Source organism: Actinotalea fermentans, assembly GCF_007991475.1.
Classification (GTDB): Bacteria; Actinomycetota; Actinomycetes; order Actinomycetales; family Cellulomonadaceae; genus Actinotalea; species Actinotalea fermentans.
In genome coordinates, this window is sequence record NZ_BJYK01000013.1 from 86872 (window position 1) to 109145 (window position 22274).

The 22274-nt window shown below is 76.4% G+C and carries 20 protein-coding genes; 6 read left to right on the forward strand and 14 right to left on the reverse strand.

The window, feature by feature from the left end:
• Window positions 1-37 precede the first annotated feature (37 nt).
• The 4 genes from AFE02nite_RS16570 to AFE02nite_RS16585 all read right to left on the reverse strand — a co-directional run bounded on the left by AFE02nite_RS16570 (window position 38) and on the right by AFE02nite_RS16585 (window position 5060).
• The gene (locus AFE02nite_RS16570; protein ID WP_146820061.1) at window positions 38-2569 is read right to left on the reverse strand and encodes a heavy metal translocating P-type ATPase; all 2532 of its coding nucleotides are present in this window, start codon (window positions 2567-2569) and stop codon (window positions 38-40) included.
• 133 nt (window positions 2570-2702) lie between these two features.
• Window positions 2703-2933: a heavy-metal-associated domain-containing protein gene (locus AFE02nite_RS16575; protein WP_034247032.1), complete on the reverse strand. Its 231-nt coding sequence runs from the start codon at window positions 2931-2933 to the stop codon at window positions 2703-2705.
• An 84-nt stretch (window positions 2934-3017) separates the two neighbouring features.
• Window positions 3018-3299, reverse strand: coding sequence for a metal-sensitive transcriptional regulator (locus AFE02nite_RS16580; RefSeq protein WP_034247035.1), 282 nt, complete (start codon window positions 3297-3299; stop codon window positions 3018-3020).
• A 186-nt stretch (window positions 3300-3485) separates the two neighbouring features.
• Entirely contained in the window at window positions 3486-5060 is a 1575-nt protein-coding gene (locus AFE02nite_RS16585; RefSeq protein WP_034247037.1) for a hypothetical protein, read from the reverse strand.
• Between the two features lie 173 nt (window positions 5061-5233).
• On the opposite strand from AFE02nite_RS16585, the gene AFE02nite_RS16590 reads away from it, so the two are divergent.
• Both AFE02nite_RS16590 and AFE02nite_RS16595 read left to right on the forward strand, forming a co-directional pair.
• Window positions 5234-5644 carry a TraR/DksA family transcriptional regulator gene (locus tag AFE02nite_RS16590; RefSeq protein WP_261765683.1) on the forward strand — a complete coding sequence of 137 codons (411 nt, stop codon included), beginning with the start codon at window positions 5234-5236 and terminating at the stop codon, window positions 5642-5644.
• A gap of 170 nt (window positions 5645-5814) precedes the next feature.
• A complete protein-coding gene (locus AFE02nite_RS16595; RefSeq protein WP_052113766.1) occupies window positions 5815-7389 on the forward strand; it encodes an HNH endonuclease signature motif containing protein in 1575 nt (524 codons plus the stop codon).
• 76 nt (window positions 7390-7465) lie between these two features.
• On the opposite strand, the gene hemL is transcribed toward AFE02nite_RS16595, so the two are convergent.
• From hemL to hemE, 8 genes are all read right to left on the reverse strand, one after another.
• Window positions 7466-8893 (reverse strand): glutamate-1-semialdehyde 2,1-aminomutase, encoded by a 1428-nt coding sequence (gene hemL / locus AFE02nite_RS16600; RefSeq protein WP_146820063.1) that lies wholly within the window; start codon window positions 8891-8893, stop codon window positions 7466-7468.
• Window positions 8890-9876: a porphobilinogen synthase gene (hemB, locus tag AFE02nite_RS16605; RefSeq protein ID WP_034249888.1), complete on the reverse strand. Its 987-nt coding sequence runs from the start codon at window positions 9874-9876 to the stop codon at window positions 8890-8892. Before hemB ends, hemL begins: the two co-directional genes overlap by 4 nt.
• Window positions 9873-10916: a uroporphyrinogen-III synthase gene (locus AFE02nite_RS16610; protein WP_146820064.1), complete on the reverse strand. Its 1044-nt coding sequence runs from the start codon at window positions 10914-10916 to the stop codon at window positions 9873-9875. The genes hemB and AFE02nite_RS16610 overlap by 4 nt, the downstream gene beginning before the upstream one ends.
• Window positions 10913-11941 (reverse strand): hydroxymethylbilane synthase, encoded by a 1029-nt coding sequence (gene hemC / locus AFE02nite_RS16615; protein ID WP_146820065.1) that lies wholly within the window; start codon window positions 11939-11941, stop codon window positions 10913-10915. Before hemC ends, AFE02nite_RS16610 begins: the two co-directional genes overlap by 4 nt.
• A gap of 7 nt (window positions 11942-11948) precedes the next feature.
• Complete coding sequence (locus tag AFE02nite_RS16620) at window positions 11949-13088, reverse strand: ferrochelatase (protein ID WP_034249499.1); 1140 nt, start codon at window positions 13086-13088, stop codon at window positions 11949-11951.
• Entirely contained in the window at window positions 13085-13765 is a 681-nt protein-coding gene (gene hemQ / locus AFE02nite_RS16625) for a hydrogen peroxide-dependent heme synthase (protein ID WP_034249498.1), read from the reverse strand. Before hemQ ends, AFE02nite_RS16620 begins: the two co-directional genes overlap by 4 nt.
• A gap of 73 nt (window positions 13766-13838) precedes the next feature.
• Window positions 13839-15263 (reverse strand): protoporphyrinogen/coproporphyrinogen oxidase, encoded by a 1425-nt coding sequence (locus AFE02nite_RS16630; protein ID WP_146820066.1) that lies wholly within the window; start codon window positions 15261-15263, stop codon window positions 13839-13841.
• A gap of 1 nt (window position 15264) precedes the next feature.
• Window positions 15265-16344, reverse strand: coding sequence for a uroporphyrinogen decarboxylase (gene hemE, locus AFE02nite_RS16635; protein WP_034249746.1), 1080 nt, complete (start codon window positions 16342-16344; stop codon window positions 15265-15267).
• 48 nt (window positions 16345-16392) lie between these two features.
• On the opposite strand from hemE, the gene AFE02nite_RS16640 reads away from it, so the two are divergent.
• Both AFE02nite_RS16640 and AFE02nite_RS16645 read left to right on the forward strand, forming a co-directional pair.
• The gene (locus AFE02nite_RS16640) at window positions 16393-17667 is read left to right on the forward strand and encodes a glutamyl-tRNA reductase (RefSeq protein ID WP_146820067.1); all 1275 of its coding nucleotides are present in this window, start codon (window positions 16393-16395) and stop codon (window positions 17665-17667) included.
• Between the two features lie 165 nt (window positions 17668-17832).
• A complete protein-coding gene (locus AFE02nite_RS16645) occupies window positions 17833-18480 on the forward strand; it encodes an RDD family protein (RefSeq protein ID WP_052114011.1) in 648 nt (215 codons plus the stop codon).
• Between the two features lie 13 nt (window positions 18481-18493).
• Here AFE02nite_RS16645 and AFE02nite_RS16650 read toward each other — a convergent pair whose 3' ends face one another.
• Together AFE02nite_RS16650 and purB are read right to left on the reverse strand one after the other, a co-directional pair.
• Window positions 18494-18874 carry a VOC family protein gene (locus AFE02nite_RS16650; RefSeq protein ID WP_034248630.1) on the reverse strand — a complete coding sequence of 127 codons (381 nt, stop codon included), beginning with the start codon at window positions 18872-18874 and terminating at the stop codon, window positions 18494-18496.
• Between the two features lie 74 nt (window positions 18875-18948).
• Window positions 18949-20400 (reverse strand): adenylosuccinate lyase, encoded by a 1452-nt coding sequence (purB, locus tag AFE02nite_RS16655; protein ID WP_034248632.1) that lies wholly within the window; start codon window positions 20398-20400, stop codon window positions 18949-18951.
• Between the two features lie 263 nt (window positions 20401-20663).
• Here purB and AFE02nite_RS16660 point away from each other — a divergent pair, with 263 nt between their 5' ends.
• Both AFE02nite_RS16660 and AFE02nite_RS16665 read left to right on the forward strand, forming a co-directional pair.
• On the forward strand, window positions 20664-21695 hold the full coding sequence (locus AFE02nite_RS16660; RefSeq protein ID WP_034248635.1) for a DUF4129 domain-containing protein: 1032 nt from the start codon (window positions 20664-20666) through the stop codon (window positions 21693-21695).
• Window positions 21692-22225 (forward strand): hypothetical protein, encoded by a 534-nt coding sequence (locus AFE02nite_RS16665; protein ID WP_146820068.1) that lies wholly within the window; start codon window positions 21692-21694, stop codon window positions 22223-22225. Before AFE02nite_RS16660 ends, AFE02nite_RS16665 begins: the two co-directional genes overlap by 4 nt.
• Window positions 22226-22274 lie beyond the last annotated feature (49 nt).

Sequence of the window (22274 nt, forward strand, 5' to 3'; positions counted from 1 at the left end):
TACGTGAGCCGGCTGTGCGCCACCTGAGCCCCCGGGGTCAGGCGGCGCGGCGGAGGCGGAGCGAGTTCGTCACCACCAGGACCGAGCTGAACGCCATGGCGGCGCCCGCGATCATCGGGTTGAGCAGGCCGAGCGCCGCGAGCGGGATCGCCGCGACGTTGTAGGCGAACGCCCAGAACAGGTTCTGCTTGATGATCCGCAGGGTGCGCCGCGACAGCCGGATCGCCTGCCCGGCGGCCCGCAGGTCGCCGCGCACCAGGGTGATGTCGGCGGCCTCGATGGCGACGTCGGTGCCCGTGCCCATGGCCAGGCCGAGGTCGGCCTGGGCGAGCGCGGCGGCGTCGTTCACGCCGTCCCCGACCATCGCGACGACCCGGCCCTGCGCCTGGAGCGCCCGGACGGCGTCGACCTTGTCGGCCGGCAGGACCTCCGCGACGACCTCCTCGATGCCGACCTCGCCGGCCGCGACGCGCGCCGCACCCGCGTTGTCGCCGGTCAGGAGGACGGGCCGCAGGCCGAGGGCCCGGAGCTCGTCGACCGCCACGCGGGAGGTCGCCTTGAGCGGGTCGCGGAGCACGACGACGCCGCGAGCCCGCCCGGCCCACGCCACCATGACGGCGGTCGCCCCGGCGCCCTCGGCGGCGTCGAACGCCGCGTCGAGCACGTCCGTGACGACGCCCTGCTCCCGCAGCCAGGTCGGCCGCCCGACGAGCACGCGCCGCGCCAGCTCGACGCCCACGTGCGCGGGCCGGACCAGCGCGACGACGCCGCGCCCGGGCACGTTCTCGAACTCGGTGACGTCGAGCTCGACGTCACCGGTCCGCTCACCCTCCGTCAACTGGAGCGCGGTGGCGCCATCGTGCACCGGTTGAGCCGATCCGCCGCCACCGTGCTCCACCTGAGCGGGGAGGGGGGTGGTGGCGGCCGTCGCGATGGCCTGGGCGATGGGGTGCTCGGAGCGGGCCTCGACCGCGCCCGCGTACCGGAGCACGTCGTCGGCGGGTGCGCCCTCGCCGACGATGACCTCGACCACGCGCATGCGGCCCTCGGTGACCGTGCCGGTCTTGTCGAGCACCACGGTGTCGACGCGGCGGGTGGACTCGAGGATCTCCGGGCCCTTGATGAGGATGCCGAGCTGGGCGCCGCGGCCGGTGCCGACGAGCAGCGCCGTCGGGGTGGCCAGGCCGAGCGCGCACGGGCAGGCGATGATGAGCACCGCGACGCCAGCGGTGAACGCCGCCTGCAGCCCGCCACCCGTGGCGACCCAGACGCCGAACGTGCCGAGCGCGATGAGGATGACGACGGGCACGAACACCGCCGAGATCCGGTCCGCGAGCCGCTGCACCGGGGCCTTGCCGGTCTGCGCCTGCGTCACGAGCCGCCCGATCTGGGCGAGCATCGTCTCCTCGCCGACCCGCTCCGCGCGGACCACGAGGTAACCGGACGTGTTCACGGTCGCGCCCGTGACCTGCGACCCCGGCCCGACGTCGACCGGCACCGGCTCGCCCGTCAGGAGCGAGGTGTCCAGCGCGGACGTGCCCTCGAGCACGACGCCGTCGGTGGCCACCTTCTCCCCCGGCCGGACGGCGAACACGTCGCCCACCTGCAGCGACGCCACCGGGACGCGGCGCTCGGTGCGGCGACCGGCGTCGTCGGTGGTCAGGAGCGCGACGTCGGTCGCGCCCAGGGCGAGCAGGCTCCGCAGGGCGTCGCCCGCGCGTCGGCGGGAACGGTGCTCGGCGTAGCGGCCGGCCAGCAGGAAGGTCGTGACGACGGCCGCGACCTCGAAGTACAGCTCCGGGGTCTCCATGCCGGCCATCGCGGCGCGCGGGATGAGCGTCGGCTCCATCCGCATGCCGATCTCGCCGGCTCCGCCCAGCAGCACCGCCCACAGGGACCACGCGCTCGCGGCGATCACGCCGAGCGAGACGAGCGTGTCCATGGTCGACGAACCGTGCCGGGCCGCGCGCGCCGCCGCCCGGTGGAACGGCCAGGCCCCCCACGTCACGACCGGCAGCGCCAGCGCGACGACCACCCACTGCCACGCGTCGAACTGCAGCGCCGGGATCATCGAGAGCAGCACGACCGGGACGGTGAGGATGGCCGCGCCGATGAGGCGACGGCGCAGGTCGGCGCCTCGGTCGGGGACGGGCGCGGACGTGTCCTCGCCCTCGACCATGTCGTGCCCGGGGGCCATGGTGTGGCCCGAGAGCGCGTGCTCGGCGTCGTCGTGCTCGCCGTGCCCCTCCCCGTGCCCCGCGTGCTTGGTCGCCCGCGAGTCGCGCATGACCGTGGCGCCGTAGCCGGCGGCCTCGACGGCCTTGACGACGTCGGCGGCGTCGACGTCGCCGGTCAGCTCCACGCGCGCGGTCTCGGTGGCGAGGTTCACCAGCGCGGACGCGCCCGGCACCTTGTTGATCTTCTTCTCGACGCGGGCGACGCACGACGCGCACGTCATGCCGCTCACGGCGAGGTCGAGGGTGCCGACGACGGCCGTCGCGTCGGGCACGCCGGTGGCGGTGCCGGCGGCGGCGGTCGTGCCGGTGGTGCGGGTGGTCTGGTCGGTCATGACGTCACGTCCAATGCGCTGTCGGGTGCGCTGGTCGGGTCTGTCCCCCTCAACTGGAGCACGAGGGCGCCGGATCGCTCCACGTGAGCGGAACGGCCGCCGTGGTGCACCGGTTGAGGCGGGACGGGGTGGGTCAGATGAGGGAGCGGGGCGGGGCGATCGTGTAGCCCGCCTCGTCGATCGCCGCGGCGATGGCCTCGTCGGAGACGGGCTCGGCGGCGGTGATGGTGACGGTCGAGGTGCCGCCGTTGACGAGCTCGACGGCGACGTCGGTGACGCCGGGGATCGCCGAGACCTCCTCGGTCACGGACTTCACGCAGTGGCCGCAGGTCATGCCCTGCACGGAGACGGTCTGGGTGCTCATGGGTGCTCCTTCGTTCGGTGCCCGGTCGGGGCCTGGTGGTGCTGGGTGGGGAGTGGGGTCGTGGGTGCGCCCTGCGGCGTCGGGCTAGCTGCGGACCAGGCGCGCGATGGCGTCGGCGGCCTCGCGGACCTTGGCCTGGCCGGCGTCGTCGGACTCGCGGGCCGCGTGCACGACGCAGTGGCCCAGGTGGTCCTCCATGAGTCCGAGGCTCACGGCCTGCAGGGCCTTCGTGACGGCCGAGACCTGGGTGAGGATGTCGATGCAGTACTCGTCCTCGTCGACCATGCGCGCGATGCCGCGGACCTGGCCCTCGATGCGCCGCAGGCGCTTGAGGTAGTCGTCCTTGCTGCCCGTGTAGCCGTGCATGGTGCCTCCCGTCGCCGCGTGCCAGGAAGAACACCATACCCCCGTAGGGTATTCCGGCAAGGGACGGAAGTCCCTCTTTGCCCGACGCGCGGTGGTGCGGTCCCCGTGGATATGTGGTTGCGGCGGGACGGGGGCCGGACCGGGGGGCTCAGTGCCGGAAGACCGTCCACCAGGATGTCGAGGTCCTCATCCGCGGCCTCGGGCCCGCCGTCGGGTGAACCAGACGCCCGCACCGAACATCGAGCCGAAGAAGCCGAGCTGTGCCCAGGCGCCCGGCAGCAGGACGAGGTCGCTGGTGGGTCCCAGCCAGTGGGAGACCAGGTAGCAGCCCACGAGGCCCGGGACGAGGGTCACCGTGAGCATGACCGCGAGGACGGAGAGCTCCGACGCGCGGGGGCCCGACCAGCCGGTGACGTGGGACGTCGTGCGTCGCGTGAGGAACCAGCCGGTCACGGCGAGCAGCACCGGAGGGCCGGACAGCCCCAGTGCGAACACCACGAGGTCGTCACGGGCAACGGTGACGGTCTCGACGCGACCGCTGAAACGCCCGGCGGTCACCAGTGTCCAGAGCACGTACTCGCGCTCGGTCACGCAGGCGAGCCACAGTGCCACGCCGACGGCGAGAGCGGCGCCCGCCGTCGTGATCGCCACGACCTGACGGGCGCGCAACAGGGCGACGGCCCGTTCCTCGGCGGTGACGGCGGTCTGCCTCCGCTCGTGTCGACGGAGCCGGCGCAGGCTCGCGGGGCTGATCGGCCGGAAGGCGCGAACGGGCTTGGGGGGCCGAGCCGGCGATGGTGCGACGGGCGCCTCGGCGACGCCCGCCTCGGTGGCGGCGTCGGGCAGCGCGTCGGGCACGGGGCGATCCCGGAGGGCGCGGAGGAGGAGAAGGGGGGAGGCGACGGCGACGCCGGCGAGCCCGCCGTAGATCAGGACGCAGGTCACGCGCAGGGCCAGAACCCAGCCGGGTGCGGCGTCGAGGTCGCTCGCCGCGTACCGGGCGAGGGCGAGGAGCGAGCCTCGCGGGAGGTCGGCGTCGCCAGCGGAGACCACGGCGTACGGGATCCCGAACGTCGCGAGGCCGAGCAGGCACGCGCCGAGCGAGAGGACCAGCGCGCGCAGGAGCGGCTCGGCTCCGCCTCGGCCCGGAACGCCGTCGACGTCGGCGCGGGAGATGCCGGCCCGCAGCACGGACACGCCCGCGACCGCGAGCCAGCCGAGGAGGAGTGCGATCGGCGGGAGCAGTCCGAGGACCGCGACGACCAGCGGTGCGGTGTTCCAGTCCTCGGCGACGGGCAGTGCCGTGAGGAGCGCGCCGAGGCCGATCGCCAGAAGGGCCTGGGCGAACCCCCAGCCCAGTGCCCATGCGCCGAGCTCGTCGAGCAGGCCGGGCGGTGGGTCGATCGCCTCGTCCGCGAGCGGGTGCGGCGTGCGGCCCCGGGAGCGGTCCGCCTCCCGCTGCTCCGCGAGGCGCTCCTCGACGGGCCGACGGGCGCGGCGCACCGCCTCGCGCAACCGCATCACCGCCCCGGGCACCGCGAGCACGACGAGCGCGCTGATCAGCACGTACTCCTTCGTGGTGCCGGCCGGGTAGGGCTCGGTGGCCATGCCGCCGGCGAGGAGGACGGCCGTCGCGGGCAGCGGCCAGAGCCAGACCCAGCGCCACGTGCGGCGGCTCAGACGACGCTCGCGCTGCCGCGGCGTCTCGGGGCGTGGTTCGGTCAGCCACCTCTGCGCAGGGCTGCGCCGCTGGCCGTCCACCGATTCGTCGCGCCGGCGGTCGGTCCTGCGTCTGATGCCCGCGCGGCCCACGGCCCGCACGGTAGCGGGCGATGGGCGGGCGACGTGGGGTTTCCGGGGTGGGGGCGGTGGGGAGGCGTCGGGCGTGCCCGGGTGCTGTGATCGGATCGGGACGACGCGAGGAGGCGCAGCGAGTGACGACGTCGGACGGTGCGGCGAGTGCGGCGAGTGCGGCGAGTGCGGCGACGGTCTCGCCGGAGGTGCTCGCCGCGCTCGCTGCCCGAGAGGCGGAGACCCGCGAGCGTGCCGGCGGGTTGGCGGACCAGCTGCGCGGCGCCGTCGAGGCGGCCGCGGGGTCGAACGCGGACGACGAGCACGACCCCGAGGGCGCAACGCTGGCCTTCGAGAGGCAGCAGGTGGCGGCGCTCCTGCGGCAGGCGGAGGACGAGGCCGTCGAGCTGGCCGCTGCGCGGGCGCGGGTGGCAGCGGGCACCTTCGGCCTGTGCGAGGTCTGTGGTGGGTCCATCGGGGACGAACGACTGGTGGCACGGCCGACGGCGCGGATGTGCGTGGCGTGTGCGGACGGCCGGCGCGCGACTCGATGACATCGCGGATGGGATCGGGGACGCACGCGGCCATGGTGTGAGCGGATCGATCAGCCCTGCGTGATGGGCCCGCCGAGCCTGTGGACGAGCCCGACGGGCAGGGCCTTGTGGAAACATTTCCGCAGGTCAGAGGCTTGATCGAGTCGCCACGACGCGATAATGTCGAACACATGTTTCAAGCGCGCGGTCCGGTCGACGGCGGGTCCTTCGGGCCCGTCGAGCCTGCTGCGCCCGAGGCGTACGAGGTTCTCGCGCGCCTCGACCTCGTCGTCGCGTCCACCGCGGAGCTCACGTCCGGTGTCGCGGGGTGCGGCACTTGGGGTGGCGGCGACCGGCGTCGGGCGCTGGCGCGGCTGGACCAGGTGGCGGGCGCGCTGGCCAGGGTCCGGGCGGCGCTCGTGACGGCGGAGCAGCGGGCGCAGACGGCGGTCGGGATCGGTGACCGCGACTTCCTCGCGGCGCGCGCACGTGCCAGTCGGACCGGCCTCGGCGAGGCGCGCCGCGAGGTCCGCCAGGCGGAGACGCTCACGGCGATGCCGTCGGTCGCCGAGGCGGTGGGCGCCGGGCGTGTGCCCCTGCCGCACCTCGACGTGCTCGGTCGGGTTGCTGAGAGCGCAGGCGAGCGCGCCACGGTGGCCTTGGCTCGGCCCGAGACGCAGGAGCGGCTGGTGCGCATGGCCGAGCGCAGCTCGCTGCGGGAGTTCGCCGCCGCGGCGGCACGGCTGGTGGCTTCCTTCGACCCGGCTGGTCTCGAGGAGGCGTCGGCCACACAGCGCCGGGAGCGGTTCTTCGTGATGTCCCGTCAGCCCGAGGGCACGTTCCTGCGCGGGCGGCTGGACCACGTGTCCGCCGAGGTTGTGCGCACCGCCATCGCAGCGGTGGGCATGGCGCCCGACGACGGGCGCACCAAGCCGCAGGCCGACGCCGACGCCCTGGTGGCGCTCGCCGAGCGGGCGGTCTCCGGGATGGCGGGTGTGCGTGCCCGACGCACCACGCCGTCGGGCACGCTGCTGCCGGACGCCGAGCAGGACGCCGCCGATGCGCGGGTGTCCGGCGTGGCGAGCCGGCCCGCCGTGTCCGTCCTCGTCCCGGCCGAGACCTTCGCCGAGCTCCAGCGCGTGCAGCGTCGGCGCGCCGACCGCCGTGCGGACTCGGACGACATGGACGACTGGCGGGCCGTCGAGCCCGCGCTGCTCGAGGACGGCACGCCCGTGGCGATGTCCGAGCTGGCCCGCGTGCTCTGCGACAGCGAGGTCGGCCGGATCGTGATGTCCGCCGACGGCGTGCCGATGGACCTCGGCCAGACGCAGCGCCTGTACACCGGGCAACAGCGCCGGGCGGTGATCGTGCGCGACCGGTCCTGCGCCTGGAACGGGTGCGATGTGCCCGCCGCGTACTGCGAGGTGCACCACATCCGGTGGTGGGACCGCGATCTCGGCCCGACGTCCGTGGAGAACGGTGTCCTGCTGTGCAGTCACCACCACCACGTGGTGCACCAGCACGACCTGCGGATCGTTCGGCTGGGACGACCACCGACCCGCGGGCCGGTGCTCGGTGAGCCGTGCAGGTACCTCTTCCGTCGGCGCGACGGACACGAGGTCAACGCGCCGCCCGGGGCGGTGAGAGTCGCGCCCACGCAGGACGAGCGACGGCCGCCGGGTGCGGCAGCCGTGCACTCGGGTGCGGCGAGCACACAGTCAGGGCCGGACGAGCGGCCGCTGGATGCGCTGGCGCGCGCGGGCTAGCGATTCGCCGGGACGCCGGCGGCGAAGGTCCAGCGGGTCGAGGGCGGCTTGCGGCGGCGGCTTCCGGCTGACCTGATCAGCGAGCTGATGCAGGGGGCGCTGCCCGGACCGCTGCGTCGGCCGCTGCGGGGAGGGCATCGAGGATGCGAGAGAGGGCGGTGTCGTCGTGGGCGGCGGAGACGAACCAGGCCTCGAACGCAGACGGCGGGAGCAGGATGCCGGCGTCGGCCATCGCGTGGAAGAACGCGCGGTAGCGGAACGCATCCTGCGCTTGGGCATCGGCGTAGGTGGCGACACCGGCTGCGGCGGGCGCCTCACCGAGGAAGACCGAGAAGAGGTTCCCGACGGCGCCGACGTGGTGCGGCTGCCCGACGGCGTCGAGGGCATCACGGACGGCCCTGCGCAGGGCGTCGGCCACCTCGTCGAGGCGGGCGTAGACGGCGCCGTCGGCGAGACGAAGCGTGGCGAGGCCCGCCGCGACGGCAACGGGGTTACCGGACAAGGTGCCTGCCTGATACACCGGACCGAGAGGAGCGAGCGCATCCATGACCGACGCCGGACCGCCGAGCGCCGCCACGGGCAGCCCGCCGCCGAGCACCTTGCCGAAGGTGACGAGGTCCGGTGCCCAGCCCTCGGCCGCGAAGGTCCACCAACCGCCGGCGCTCAAGCGGAAGCCCGTCAGCACCTCGTCGAGGACGAGCAGCGCGCCGTGCCGGGCCGTGATCTCGCGCAGGCCGCGGTTGAAGCCCTCGGCCGGCGGGACGACGCCCATGTTGCACGGCACCGCCTCGGTGATCACGGCGGCGATCCGGCCGACGTGTGCGTCGAAGGCCGCCTCGACAGCGGCGAGGTCGTTGTACGGCAGCACGATCGTCTCGGCGGCCGTCGCCTCCGTCACGCCGGCGGAGCCGGGCAGACCCAGCGTCGCGACGCCCGAGCCGGCCGCCGCGAGCAGCCCGTCCGCGTGCCCGTGGTAGCAGCCGGCGAACTTCACGACGAGCGGGCGGCCGGTCACTCCCCGCGCCAGCCGCACGGCGGTCATCGTCGCCTCGGTGCCCGTCGAGACCAGGCGGAGGCGCTCCACGAACGGCACGCGCCGGGCGACCTCCTCCGCGAGCTCGGCCTCCGCGACGGTCGGTGCCCCGAACGACAGGCCGCGCGCGGCCGCCGCCTGGACGGCAGCGACCACCTCCGGGTGTGCGTGGCCGAGGACCGCGGGCCCCCACGAGCCCACGAGGTCCACGTACTGCCGGCCCTCGACATCGGTCACGTACGCCCCGCGCGCGCTCGCGAGGAACCGCGGGACCCCGCCGACCGAGCCGTACGCCCGCACCGGGGAGCTCACGCCGCCAGGAAGCACCGCCCGCGCGCGGTCGAAAGCCGCGGCGTTGGTGGTGGAGGCCGGGGTGGGCGGGGCGGGCGGGCTGGGCGGGGTGGGTGTGGCGGGGCTGAGCGGGGTGGGCGGGGTGGGTGTGGCGGGGCTGAGCGGGGTGGGCGGCGTCATCGGGCGTCCCTGCGCAGGCGCTCGGCGAGCTCGACGGCCCAGTAGGTGAGCACGGCCTCGGCGCCGGCACGGCGGATGGCGAGGACCGACTCCTCGATCGCGCGATCGCGGTCGATCCAGCCGTTCGCCGCGGCCGCCTCGACCATCGCGTACTCGCCGGAGACCTGGTAGGCCCACACGGGCACCTCGCTCACGGCGGCGACGTCGGCGAGCACGTCCAGGTAGGACGCCGCAGGCTTCACCATGACGATGTCGGCGCCCTCGGCGACGTCGAGCATCGCCTCGCGCACGCCCTCGCGGCCGTTGGACGGGGAGAGCTGGTACGTCCGCCGGTCGCCCGTGAGGGTCGACTCGACGGCGTCGCGGAACGGGCCGTAGAACGCGCTCGCGTACTTCGCCGCGTACGCGAGGAGCACGACGTCGGTGCGGCCCTCCTCGTCGAGAGCGGCGCGCACGGCGGCGACCTGGCCGTCCATCATCCCCGAGAGTCCCAGCAGGTGAGCGCCGGCCTCCGCCTGGGCGAGAGCCATCCGCGCGTAGACCTCGAGCGTCGCGTCGTTGTCGACGGTGCCGTCCGCCGCGAGGACGCCGCAGTGTCCGTGGTCCGTGAACTCGTCGAGGCACAGGTCCGCCATGACGACGAGCGCGTCGCCGGCCTCCGCGACGGCGTCGGCGATCGCCACGTTCAGCACGCCGCCCGGGTCGCACGCGGCGGTGCCCTCGGCGTCGCGCCGCTCCGGGACGCCGAAGAGCATCACGCCGCCCACACCGGCCTCGGCGGCCTCCGCCACCGCGCGTCGCAGCGAGTCGCGCGAGTGCTGCACGACCCCGGGCATGGATGCGATGGGCACCGGGCCGGCGGCGCCCTCACGGACGAACATCGGGAGCACCAGCTCGGCGGGCGAGACGCGGGTCTCGGCGACCAGCCGCCGCAGCGCCGGCGTGGCGCGCAGACGGCGTGGACGGAGGTACGGGTGGGTCATGGCGTGCCCTCCTCCGACCCGGCGGCGTCGGGCGTGCCGGGACGGTGACGAGTGAGGTCGGTGGGACCGGTGGGGTCGGCGGGATCGGTGGCGTCGGTGAGACCGGTGGGATCGGGCGGCTCAGGGGGATCAGTGACCCTGGCGCCCAGGGCGGGGGCGGCGTGCGCGGCAGGGGCGTCGTGCGCGGCAGGGGCGGCGTGCGCGGCGAGGGCGTCGACGAGGGCCTCGCCGGAGGCGACCTCCGGCACGACGCTCACCGTCAGTCCGGCAGCCGTCGCGGCCGCCGCCGTGAGCGGGCCGATGCATGCGACGACCGTCGACGGCGGCGGGGTCCCGACCAGCTCGAGGAGACCCGCGAGCGTGCTCGTCGAGCTCAGCAGGACGGCGTCGAACCGCCCGGCGCGCAGGTCGTCGGCCACCGCGGCGGGCGGTCGCTCCGCAGCCACGGTGCGATAGGCGAGCACGACGTCGACCGACCAGCCGGCCGCCGTCAGCCCGTCGGCCAGGGTCAGCTCGGCGAGGTCGGACTGCGGCACGAGCACGCGCGCGCCCGCGGGCGCCTGCTCGACGAGCCGGGCGAGCAACCCGCGCGCCGAGTGCTCCTCGGGCACCAGGGTCGGCACCACGCCGTGGCGCTCGAGCGTGCGGGCGGTCCCCGGCCCGACCGCCGCGACCGCAGTGCGGCCGACCACAGCGGACAGCGCCTCCGACGCCGGTCCCCCGACCACCGCGGCGGCGCGCCCGGCGAGGGCGAGCACGGTCGTCGCGCTGGTCACGGTCAGCCAGTCGTACTCGCCGCGGGCCAGGCGGCCGACGGCGGCATCGACGGCGGGCAGGTCAGCCGGCGGCGCGAACTCGATCACCGGCACGACGGCGGCTGTCGCCCCGTGCGTCGCGAGTCGGGCCCGCACCCGCTCGCCCCACTCGCCGCTGCGGGGCACGAGGACGCGCCAGCCCGCGAGGGCGCCGGGGGTGGGTGGGGTAGGGCCCGTCGCGGCCGGCGTCGCGCCCTCGCCATCGCCCTCGCGAGTGCCGCTCATGCGGGCGTCCCGTCGGCGGGGGTGGGCGCGGGGCCGAGCGGGGCGAGGTCCGCTGCACCCGCGGCGAGGAGGTCGGCGGCCAGGCGGGTGCCGAGGGCGGCGGCGGCCGCGACGGCGTCGTGCCCCAGGCCCGCGACCGGCAGGGCGGCCGTGCGCGCGAGCCGGGCGCCACCGTCGGGGCGGCAGACGACGGCGTCGAGCACGAGGACGCCGTCCGGGCGGAGCGTGCCCAGCGCGCCGACGGGCGCCGCGCAGCCGGCCTCGAGCGCAGCCAGCAGGGCGCGCTCGGCGGTCACGGCGAGGCGGCTCGGCAGGTGGTCGAGCGCGGCCAGGCCCGCGACCAGCGCGGTGTCCGCGGCGCGGCACTCCACCGCGAGCGCACCCTGGCCGGGTGCGGGCATCACGGCGGTGGGGTCGAGCAGCTCGCTGGCCACGCCCGAGCGGCCCAGGCGGGCGAGCCCCGCCGCCGCCAGCACGACGGCGTCGAGGTCGCCCCGCGGCGGGGCGTGACGTTCCGGCGCGGCCTGGCCGCCGGGCGAGCCCAGCCCCGGGACCCGAGCGAGGCGCGTGTCGACGTTCCCGCGGATGTCGACCACGTCGAGGTCGGGCCGCAGGGCGCGCAGCTGCGCGGCCCGCCGCGGCGAGCCGGTGCCCACGCGGGCGCCGTCGGGCAGACCGCCGAGCGTGCGGCCGTCGCGCGCGCACAGGGCGTCGCGGGGGTCGGCCCGCTCGGGGATCGCCGCCACGAGCAGGCCGGGCGCGTCAGCGGTGGGCAGGTCCTTGAGCGAGTGCACGGCCAGGTCGCAGCGGCCGTCGGCGAGGGCCTCCCGCAGGGCGGCGACGAACACACCCGTGCCACCGAGCGTGGCGAGCGAGCCGGTCAGCCGGTCGCCCTCCGTGCGCACGCGCACCAGCTCCACGGGCCGCCCCAGCGCGCGCTCGACGGCGTCGGCCACCATCTGTGACTGGGCGAGGGCCAGCGCGCTGCCGCGCGTCCCGAGGCGCAGGGGCGGGGTGCCGGTCACCGGGCCATCATCCGCCAGCGACCGGTGCAGGCTCGTCCGCACCGGCCACGGTGGCGCGCACCCCGCGCGGGTTCGCGCAGCAGCCGGCCGGGCAGACGTCGTGCCACGGGCCGAGCGCGGTGAGGGCGGGCCGCGGCGCCCCGGCGGTGCGCTCGGTCACCAGGTCCACGAGGCCCGCGACGAACGCGGGGTCGACGCCCGGCGTGGGCGTCCGCTCGGCCCAGACGCCGGCCTCGCGGGCCGTCTCCATGGCCTCCTCGTCGAGGTCCCACAGGACCTCCATGTGGTCGGACACGAACCCGAGCGGCACGATCACCACCGCGCGCGTCCCGGCCGCGGCGAGCCGGCGGATCTCGTCGTTGATGTCGGGCTCGAGCCACGGCGTCGTCGGTGCGCCCGAGCGCGACTGGAAGACGAGCGACCAGGGCGCCCCGCCCGTGTCGCCGGCCACGTCGGCGCCCGACTCCACGGCCGCCATGACCACCTCGGCGACGGCGCGGTGCTGGGCACCGTAGGCGCCGTCGTCGGCGAGCCCCGCACCAGGCGGGCCGGACGTGACCGCGGTGGAGGTCGGGATGGAGTGCGTCACGAACAGGACGTGCGCGTCGCGCGCGACGTCGCCGTTCCCGAGGGCGGCCCGCGCCCGGCCCAGCGCCGCGCGCACACCCTCGACGAACGGCGTCACGAACCCCGGGTGGTCGAAGTACTGGCGCACCTTGTCGATCGAGACCTCGCCGGCCAGCCCCGTCGTCTCCAGGGCCGCGGCGAGGTCCTCGCGGTACTGGCGGCACGAGGAGTAGGAGGAGTACGCGGAGGTGACGATGGCGAGGAGGCGGCGGTGGCCGTCGTCGTACGCCTGCTGGACCGCCTCGGCCAGGTAGGGCGACCAGTTCCGGTTGCCCCAGTACAGCGGCAGGTCGATGCCGCGGGCCGCCAGCTCGGCCTCGAGCGCGGCCTTGAGCGCGCGGTTCTGGTCGTTGATCGGGCTCACCCCGCCGAAGTGGCGGTAGTGGTGCGCGACCTCCTCCAGGCGCTCGTCGGGGATGCCGCGCCCCGCGGTGACGTTGCGCAGGAACGGCAGGACGTCGTCCTGGCCCTCCGGCCCGCCGAACGAGACGAGGAGCAGCGCGTCGTACCCGGCGCTCACAGCAGCACCTCCGCGACCTCGTCGGCCTGGATGCGGCGGCCGGTGAAGAACGGGATCTCCTCGCGCACGTGGCGGCGCGCCCCCGTGGCGCGCAGGTGCCGCATGAGGTCCACGAGCGAGGTCGGGTCGTCCGCCTCCAGGCCGAGCAGCCACTCGTAGTCGCCCAGCGCGAAGGCGGCGACCGTGTTCGACAGCACCTGCGGGAACTCGCGTCCGGCGAGGCCGTGCTCGCGCAGCATCGCGCCGCGGTCCTCCGGGGGGAGCAGGTACCAGTCGTAGGAGCGCACGAACGGGTACACGGTCAGCCACGCGAGCGGCTCGGTGTCACGCATGTACGCGGGCGCGTGCGACGCGCTGAACTCCGCGGGCCGGTGCACGCCCATCGCCGACCAGGCGGTGCCGAGCGGCGCGAGCTCGGTGGTGCGGCGCAGGCGGCGGATCTCGGCCTGCAGGTCCTCCGGCCGGTCACCGTGCAGCCAGACCATGAGGTCGGCGCCCGCCCGCATCCCGGAGACGTCGTACAGGCCCCGGACGACGACGCCGTCGGGCACGTCGTCCAGCGCCTCGCTCAGCACCGGCAGGGTGGGCTCGAGCGGCGGGGTGTGGTGGGTGCGGCGCAGCACCGTCCACAGGGTCCAGGCGCCCGGCTCGACGGGCGTGGCGTCGGGAGATGACATGAGACGAGTGTCCGTCAGATAGATGATCATCGCGACAAAACCGGTACGGCCCGTGCGCGAGGTGTGACGCGACTCACGCGGAGGGCGACGCGAGCTCCGCCGCGACGCCGCGCGCGTGCGCGACGACGGACGCGAGCCCGGTACCCGCCGTCCACGCACCCGCCACGCGCAGCCCCCCGACGGCGGCCAGGGCCTCCGCGACGAGCGCCTGCCACTGGCGCTGCACGGCACCCGCGGGCGGCATGCCGCCGGGCCAGACGGTGCGGGCCGAGCCGAGGACGGCGTCCCGCGGCAGGGGCACCCTCAGCAGCTTCGCGGCGTCCTCCCGGGCCCGCTCGGTGAGCTGCGCCATCGGGACGGCGCTCATGGGCAGGCCACCGATGGCGGCCGCCGGGCCGTAGGACAGCCGCACCACGTGCCGGCCGGGCCCGGCCGCCTCGGCGAGCCACGCCCACTTCGCCGTCCCGTGGGTCAGTGCGCGCGCGGAGACCGGCCCGGCCGCGGGGGCGCCGTCGGCCACGAGCACGCCCGTACCGCGGGGCGCCGCGTCGAGCGCCGGCGCGTCCACCACGAGCGTCGCGAGCACCACCCGCGGGCGCGGGCGCGGCGCCGGCCCGGGCAGCGCCTCGGGCAGCGCGTCGACGAGCAGCCGCCCCAGCACGGTGCCGGGGACCGCGAGCACGACGGCGTCCGCCCGCACCGCCGTCCGCGGAGCCTCCGGGGGGGAGCCCAGGGCGCCGACGCCGAGCAGCCACCCGTCCGCGTCGCGGGCCAGCCCGTGCACGGGCGTGCCCGTGCGGAGGTCGGCGCCGTGCAGCACCGCGTCGTCGACGAGGGCGGAGACCATCCGGTGCATGCCGCCGCGGATGCCGGCGACCGCCGAGCCCGCGGGTGCGGCGGCGCGCGCCGCCGCGGCCGCCGCGGCGAGCGAGCCCCGGCGGCGGGTGTCGACGCGCAGGCCGGCGAGGTCGGCGTCGAGGTCGTCCGGGTCGGCCGAGTGCACGCCGCGCACCACGGGCGCGACGAGCCGGTCGTGCACCCGGCGGCCCATGCGCGTGCGGACCAGCGCGCCGAGGCTGGCGCCCGGCGTCGTGCCCCACGCGCCGGGCAGCAGCCGGTCGAGGGCCGCGCGCGCCGCGCCGAGCGGCCCGACGACGTCGCGCACGTCGGGCGCCCACGCGCGGCCCGGGATGCCGAGCACCCCGGTGGCGGGCAGGCGGACGGCGCGGTCGGGGAGCTGCAACCACGCGCCGGCCGGGCTCGGGGTGACGATGTCGTCGGCGAGGCCGAGGTCGGCGAGGAGGTCGGCGACGGCCGTCGTGCGCGTCGCGAAGGACTCGGCGCCGGAGTCCAGGACCAGGCCCGCGACCTCGTGCGAGGCGACCGACCCGCCGAGGCGCTCGCCGCCCTCGAGCAGCACGACGTCGCGACCGGCCGCCGCGAGGTCCCGGGCGACCACCAGGCCCGCCACGCCCCCGCCGACGACCGCGACCGTCATCTCAGGCGCCCTCGTGCGCGAGCGCGACGATGCGGGTCAGGACGTCGGGGTCGGTCTCGGGTGGCACGCCGTGGCCCAGGTTGAGCACGTGCGCGGGGGCGGTGCGGCCGCGCGCGAGGACGTCGCGGACGTGCGCCTCGAGCACCGGCCACGGCGCGAAGAGGAGCGCGGGGTCGACGTTGCCCTGCAGGACGGCGCGGCCGCCCAGCCGGCGGTCGGCCTCGTCGAGCGGCAGCCGGTGGTCCACGCCGACGGCGTCCGCGCCGACGTCGCGCATCGCGGCGAGGAGCTCGCCGGTGCCCGTGCCGAAGTGGATCACCGGGACCTCCAGGTCCCGGATCGGGGCGAGCGCCCGGGCGGAGGCGGGGGCGACGCGCGCGGTGTAGTCGGCGAGGGAGAGGGCGCCCGCCCAGGAGTCGAAGAGCTGCGCCGCGCTCGCTCCGGCCTCGACCTGCGCGCGCAGGAAGGCGCCCGTGACGTCCGCGGCCCACGCCAGGAGGGCGTCCCACGCGGCGGGGTCGGCGTGCATGAGCGTGCGGGCCGCGAGCTGGTCCTTCGAGGGCCCGCCCTGGACGAGGTAGGCCGCGAGCGTGAAGGGCGCGCCCGCGAACCCGATGAGCGGGGTGTCGCCGCGGCCCAGCTCCGCCAGCGCGGCCACCGTCCGCGCGACGCCCTCGGCGACCGGTGCGAGCGCCTCCGGGGCGAGCCGGGGGAGGCGGGCGACGTCGTCGGCCGTGCGGACCGGGTGCGCGAAGACCGGACCGGTGCCCGGGACGATGTCCACGTCCACGCCCGCCAGCGCGAGCGGCACCACGATGTCGGAGAAGAAGATCGCCGCGTCCACGCCGTGCCGGCGCACCGGCTGGAGCGTGATCTCCGAGGCCAGGGCCGGGTCGAGGCACGCGTCGAGCATCCGCACGCCCGCGCGCGTGGCGCGGTACTCGGGCAGCGAGCGCCCCGCCTGCCGCATGAACCACACGGGGACGGCGCCGCTCGGGGCCCGCTCGCCGCGCAGCGCGCGGACCAGTGGGGCGTCCGCGGTCCGGCCGGCCGCGAGGGGGTGCGTGGAGGCGAGGGGCACGGATCGATTGTGCCGGTGCTGTTCTGGTTTGGTTGAATCGGAGGCCTTGTGGTCCTCCTGGCACTCTCCGCGAGCCACCACGACCTCGACCTCGACGTTCTGGAGCAGCTGAGCTCGGGCGCGAACTCCGTCGGGCCGACGGCCGTCGCTGAGTCGTGCCTCGACGGGTGCGTGGTGCTGGCCACCTGCAACCGGTTCGAGCTCTACCTGGACGCGGTCGACGGCCGCGAGGACATCGCCACGAAGACGGCGGTAGAGGCCGTCGCGCAGGCCACGGGCCTGCCCGCCGACGACGTCGCGCACGCGCTGCGCCCGCGCACGGGCATGTCCGCCGTCGCGCAGCACCTGTTCGGGGTGGCCTCCGGTCTGGACTCGATGGTGGTCGGCGAGCGGGAGGTGGCCGGGCAGGTCCGCCGGGCGCTGGCCTCGGCGCGCGACGACGGGACCACGAGCTCCGATCTCGAGCGGCTGTTCCAGTGGGCGTCGCGCGCCTCGCGCGCGGTCGGCGCCGCGACCTCGCTGGGCGCGTCCGGGCGGTCCGTGGTCGCGGTCGCCCTCGACCTCGCCGGGGACGGGCTCGCCGGGGACGGGCTCGGCGGGCACGGGGAGGACGCCCTGACGGGTCGGCGCGCGCTCGTCGTCGGCACCGGCACCTACGCCGGCGCGGTGCTCGGCGCGCTGGAGCGGCGGGGCGTGCGCGACGTCGCCGTGTACTCCCCCTCGGGCCGGGCCGCGGAGTTCGCCGCAGCCCGCGGGCTCGCGGCGGTGCCCGACGGCGGCCTGGTCGCCGCGCTGGCCGCCGCCGACGTCGTCGTGACCTGCAGCGGGGCGCGCGGGCCGGTGCTGCGGCCGGGTGACGTCCGCGCGGCCCGGCCGGACGGGCGCCCGGTCGCGATCGTCGACCTGGCGCTGCGGCACGACGTCGACCCCGCGGTGGCCACGCTGCCGGGCGTGACGTTCGTCGACCTCGCGACGGTGCAGCAGCACGCGGGCTTCGTCGCCCCCGAGGTCGCGGACGGGTGGCAGATCGTCGCCGAGCACGCCGCGACGTTCGCCGACACGCTCGCGGACCGCGACGTCGTGCCCGCCGTCGTCGCGCTGCGGACCTACGTGCACGAGGTGCTCGACGACGAGCTGCGGCGGAGCCGGTCGGGCTCGCCCGAGACCGAGCGGGCCCTGCGCCGGTTCGCCGGCCGGCTGCTGCACACGACGGCCGTCCGGGCCCGCGAGCACGCCCGGCGCGGGACCGCCGCGGAGTACCGGGAGGCGGTCGAGACGCTGCTCGGCGTCGAGCTCGACGACGACGGCTCGCCCCAGGGCTGATCACCGGACCGCGGCAGCGCGGCGGACCGCGACGGCTCACCCGAACGGGGCTGTGGACCGCCACCCCGCGACGTGCCACCCCTGCGATACTCGCGCTCGCGCGACGGGCAGGACGCGCGGGCGGCAGCGGGACGACGGCCGTCGGACCGAGGAGAGGGAGCGAGCGTGACACAGCAGCAGGGGCAGGGGTTCCCGCAGGACCAGCAGGGCCAGCCGTACCCGCCGTACGAGCCGTACCCGCAGCCCGCTCCGGCGCCCGGGTACGGGCAGCCGGGCGTCCCGCAGGCGCCGGCGTACCAGCAGCCACCCTCGTACGCGGCCTACGCGGGGTACGCCGCCGGGGGCCAGGCGCCGGCGGTCGTGCTGCCGCCGCTGGCCCACTGGGGCAAGCGCGTCCTCGCGATGCTCGTCGACGTCCTCGTCATCCTGCCGTTCGTCATCGTCGGCGCGGTGCTCATGGCCGTCAGCGTCCGCGAGACCGGGGTCGACATGTACGGGCGCACCGTCAGCGAGCCGTCCGCGGCGGGGGTCGTCGCGCTCCTGCTGGGCTACGGGACGGCCATCGGCATCCAGGTCTGGAACCGGTGGGTGCGTCAGGGCCGCACCGGCCAGTCGCTCGGGAAGCGCGCGCTGGGGATCCGCCTGCTCTCCGAGCGCACGATGGCGCCCGTCGGGCCGGGCATGTCGTTCGCCCGCGACCTGTGCCACGTCGTCGACGGGTTCCTCTACCTCGGCTACCTGTGGCCGCTGTGGGACCCGAAGCGGCAGACGTTCTCCGACAAGATCCTCAGCACGGTCGTCGTCGAGGGCTAGCCCACGGGCGCGGTCAGGCCCGCGCCTGGCGCAGGGCCCACCGGTGGCCGAAGGGGTCCACGAGCCAGCCCTCGCGCGCCCCCGGTTCCCCGCTGGGCTCCCGGTCCGCGGTCCCGCCCGCGGCGATCGCCGCGGCGTAGACGCGGTCGACGTCGCCGACCTCCAGGACGACCGCTCCCGTGGCGTGGCCCACGGTGGCGGGGCTGTACGCGCCGAACTCCTGGAACTCGTCGGAGACGAAGAGCACGTCCTCGCCGATCACGAGCGTGGCGTGGCCGATGCGGCCGTCGCCCTCGACGTAGCGCTCGCCCTCCTCGCGGGCCCCGAAGGCGGCGGCGTAGTACGCGAGGGCGGCGACGCCGTCGTGCACGGTGAGGTAAGGGGTCAGGGTCATCGCGGGCTCCCGGGCGTCAGGTCGCGGACCCGTCGACGCTACGTCCGCGCGGTGGGCGCGGCACGTGGAGGCGCTCAGGCGAGGTAGCGCTCCACCAGCGCGGCGGCCAGCCCCGTGTAGGAGGCGGGCGTCATCGCCGCGAGGCGCGCGGCGACGTCGTCGGGCAGGCCCAGCCCCGCCACGAACGCGCGCAGGTCGTCCCCGGTCACGCGGTGGCCGCGGGTGAGCTCCTTGAGGCGCTCGTACGGGTTCTCCATGCCGGGCACGCCCGCGACGGCGGCGGCGCGCATCGCCGTCTGGATGGGCTCGCCGAGCACCTCCCAGTTGGCCTCGAGGTCGCGGGCCATCGCGGCGGGGTCGGCGTCGAGGCCGGCCAGCCCGCGGCGCACGTTGTCGATCGCGAGCAGCGAGTGGCCGAACGCCGGGCCGATGTTGCGCTGCGTCGTGGAGTCCGTGAGGTCGCGCTGCAGCCGCGAGGTGACCAGGGTCGCGCCGAGCGTGTCGAGCAGCGCGGAGGAGATCTCGAGGTTCGCCTCGGCGTTCTCGAACCGGATCGGGTTGACCTTGTGCGGCATCGTCGATGAGCCGACCGTGCCCTGACCCCGCACCTGCGCGAAGTAGCCGAGCGAGATGTACGTCCAGACGTCGGTCGCGAGGTTGTGCAGGATCCGGTTGAAGCGCGCGACGTCGGCGTAGAGCTCGGCCTGCCAGTCGTGCGACTCGATCTGCGTGGTCAGCGGGTTCCAGGTGAGGCCCAGGCCCTCCACGAACGTGCGGGAGATCTCCGGCCAGTCCGCGCCCGGGACGGCGGCCAGGTGCGCGCCGTAGGTGCCGGTCGCGCCGTTGAGCTTGCCCAGGTACTCGGCGCGCTCGATGCGGCGCAGCTGCCGGTCGAGCCGGTGCGCGAGGACCGCGAGCTCCTTGCCCAGGGTGGTGGGCGTGGCCGGCTGGCCGTGCGTGCGGGCGAGCATCGGGACGTCGGCCAGCGCGCGGGCCAGCTCGGCGAGGTCGCCCACCAGCGCGCGGGCCGCGGGGAGCCAGACCTGCCCGACGGCGCCCTGCACCATCAGCGCGTACGCGAGGTTGTTCACGTCCTCGCTGGTGCACGCGAAGTGCACGAGCTCGGCGACGCGCGGAAGAACGGTGGAGTCGCCGAGCACCGCCGGCGCCGCGTCGATGCGGCGGCGGATGAGGTACTCGACCGCCTTGACGTCGTGCACGGTGACCCGCTCGATCTCCGCGAGCTCGGCGACCGTCGCGGCGTCGAACTCGTCGACGACCGCGCGCAGGTAGGCGACGTCGGCGTCGGACAGGGCGGGGGCGCCGGGGACGACGCCGGCCGCGCAGAGGTGGGCGAGCCACTCGACCTCGACGTGCACGCGCTCGCGGTTGAGCGCGGCCTCCGAGAGGTGGTCGACCAGGGGCGCGACCGCGGCGCGGTACCGGCCGTCGAGCGGCCCGAGGGCGATGCCGGTCTCGGCGAGACTGCGGCGCGGGCGCGGAGCGGGAGTCACGTCGTGAGGCATGGCCGTCATCCTCCCACCGCCCGCCCGACGCGCGGCGGCCCGTCCACGCGTCGCCCGGCGGCCTCGCCCGCGGCCCCTCCTCTCCCACCCCCGGGCAGCGGCCCCTCCCCGCGCAGCGGCTCGCTCCCCCCGCCCGGGGGCAGTCGCCTGGACGAAGGGTTCCTCCCGATATCCGGAAGGAACCCTTCGCCGGACGCCGCGGCGGACGGGTGAAGTGGGAAAGCCTGCGGCGTCGGGCAGGCGGGCAGGGCAAGAATGTGCGGGTGGCGCGACGCGAGGACGCGGGGAGCACTCCGCCCCGGTCCGGGGGCGGTGGCCGCTGGCGTGCCGACCGGCCCGGCCGTCCGGAGCGTCCGGAGCGTCCCGAGCGTCCCGAGCGGCACGGCCCGCCGGACCCGCCGGGTCGGCTCGCGGCCGTCGTCGCGCTGCTGGTCGTCGCGGTGCTCGCCGCGGCACTCGCCGGGCCCTGGAACCCGCCGACGCGCACCGAGTCGCTCATCCCGTGGCAGCCGCCCGAGCCGGTCGAGATCGCCGTCCCGCAGCAGGCGCAGCCGGAGCTGCGGCTGGCCGACCTGATCGGCCGGGAGCACGTGCAGCCGTGGGACCTCACGTGGCTGGGCCTGGGGTTGCTGGCCGTCGTCCTCGCGTGGACGGCCTACCTCGTCGCGCGCTGGCTCCGCCGCCATCCCGTGCAGCTTCCCCCCGAGGCGCCCGACGACGCCGGCCTGGACCGCGGGGACACCCTGCGCGGCCCGGGCGTCGCCCAACCGGACCTGCCGTCCCTGCGCGCGGCCGTCGCAGGTGCGGACCTGCTCGTCCGACGCCGGGTGCCGCCCACCGAGGCGGTCGTCGCCGCGTGGGTGCACCTCGAGGACGCGGCCGGGCGCTCCGGCGTGCCGCGCAAGCGCACCCAGACGCCGACGGAGTTCACGGTCGACGTCCTCGACCGCACCCCGGTGGACCCCGCGGCCACGCGGGCGCTCCTCGGCCTCTACCTGCGGGCGCGCTTCGGGGACGACCCGATGACGCCGGCCGACGTCGCCACCGCGCTCGCGGCGCTGACCACCCTCGCCGACGGGCTCGGCGACCCCGAGGCCGCGCACCTGGACGAGGTCGAGGTCGTGCTCGAGGAGCCCGGCGGCGTCCCGACGCTCGGTGGGCCGCAGACGGACGGCGAGCCGCAGACGGACGGCGAGCCGGGTCCCGGCGAGCGCGGTCCGGACGGCGAGCCGCAGCCGGACGGCGAGCCCGGTCCGGAGAGCGCCCGCGAGCCCGGTGAGGAGGGGCGCGCATGAACTTCCGACCGTGGCGCCCGGTGCTCGTGTTCGTGGGCCTGACGTTCGGCGCCGCCGTCGTGGGACTGCGCTGGGGCGACGCCGCCCTCGTTGGTCTCGCGGCGGGCGTCGTCGCGCTGGTCGCGTCGGCGCTCGGCGCCGGCGAGACGGACCCCTGGCCGCGGTACCGCCCGCCGGACCAGTCCGGCACCCGGCGTGACGTCATGGCCCTGACCTGGTCGTTCATCGGCCGCGAGGGCCGGGTGAGCGAGTTCGCCGTGCGCCGCGTGCGGCTGGACGCGACGCGGCGCCTGGCCCAGCGCGGCGTCGTCGTGCCGGGCGGTCTCGGCGCGGCGACCCGCACCTCGCCGGACGTGAGCGACGACGTCCGCAGCCAGGCGCGCGCCCTGCTCGGCGACCGCGCCTGGTTCATCCTCACCACGCCCGGGGGGACGATGCCGTCCCTCGCGGACATCGCGCACTGCGTCGAGGTCGTCGAGCGCCTCGAGCCACCAGCCCCGCCCGCCCCGACGACGAGAGGCCTCTCGTGACCGCACCCACCCCGCCCGCCGCCCAGCAGCCCGAGCCCGCCCCGGTCGC

What these genes read in the sequence shown, in the direction of transcription:
- AFE02nite_RS16570 (WP_146820061.1), bottom strand. Translation starts at nt 2,569, where the DNA reads ATGACCGACCAGACCACCCGCACCACCGGCACGACCGCCGCCGCCGGC.
- AFE02nite_RS16575 (WP_034247032.1), bottom strand. Translation starts at nt 2,933, where the DNA reads ATGAGCACCCAGACCGTCTCCGTGCAGGGCATGACCTGCGGCCACTGC.
- AFE02nite_RS16580 (WP_034247035.1), bottom strand. Translation starts at nt 3,299, where the DNA reads ATGCACGGCTACACGGGCAGCAAGGACGACTACCTCAAGCGCCTGCGG.
- AFE02nite_RS16595 (WP_052113766.1), top strand. Translation starts at nt 5,815, where the DNA reads ATGTTTCAAGCGCGCGGTCCGGTCGACGGCGGGTCCTTCGGGCCCGTC.
- hemL (WP_146820063.1), bottom strand. Translation starts at nt 8,893, where the DNA reads ATGACGCCGCCCACCCCGCTCAGCCCCGCCACACCCACCCCGCCCACC.
- hemB (WP_034249888.1), bottom strand. Translation starts at nt 9,876, where the DNA reads ATGACCCACCCGTACCTCCGTCCACGCCGTCTGCGCGCCACGCCGGCG.
- AFE02nite_RS16610 (WP_146820064.1), bottom strand. Translation starts at nt 10,916, where the DNA reads ATGAGCGGCACTCGCGAGGGCGATGGCGAGGGCGCGACGCCGGCCGCG.
- hemQ (WP_034249498.1), bottom strand. Translation starts at nt 13,765, where the DNA reads ATGTCATCTCCCGACGCCACGCCCGTCGAGCCGGGCGCCTGGACCCTG.
- AFE02nite_RS16630 (WP_146820066.1), bottom strand. Translation starts at nt 15,263, where the DNA reads ATGACGGTCGCGGTCGTCGGCGGGGGCGTGGCGGGCCTGGTGGTCGCC.
- AFE02nite_RS16650 (WP_034248630.1), bottom strand. Translation starts at nt 18,874, where the DNA reads ATGACCCTGACCCCTTACCTCACCGTGCACGACGGCGTCGCCGCCCTC.
- purB (WP_034248632.1), bottom strand. Translation starts at nt 20,400, where the DNA reads ATGCCTCACGACGTGACTCCCGCTCCGCGCCCGCGCCGCAGTCTCGCC.
- AFE02nite_RS16665 (WP_146820068.1), top strand. Translation starts at nt 21,692, where the DNA reads ATGAACTTCCGACCGTGGCGCCCGGTGCTCGTGTTCGTGGGCCTGACG.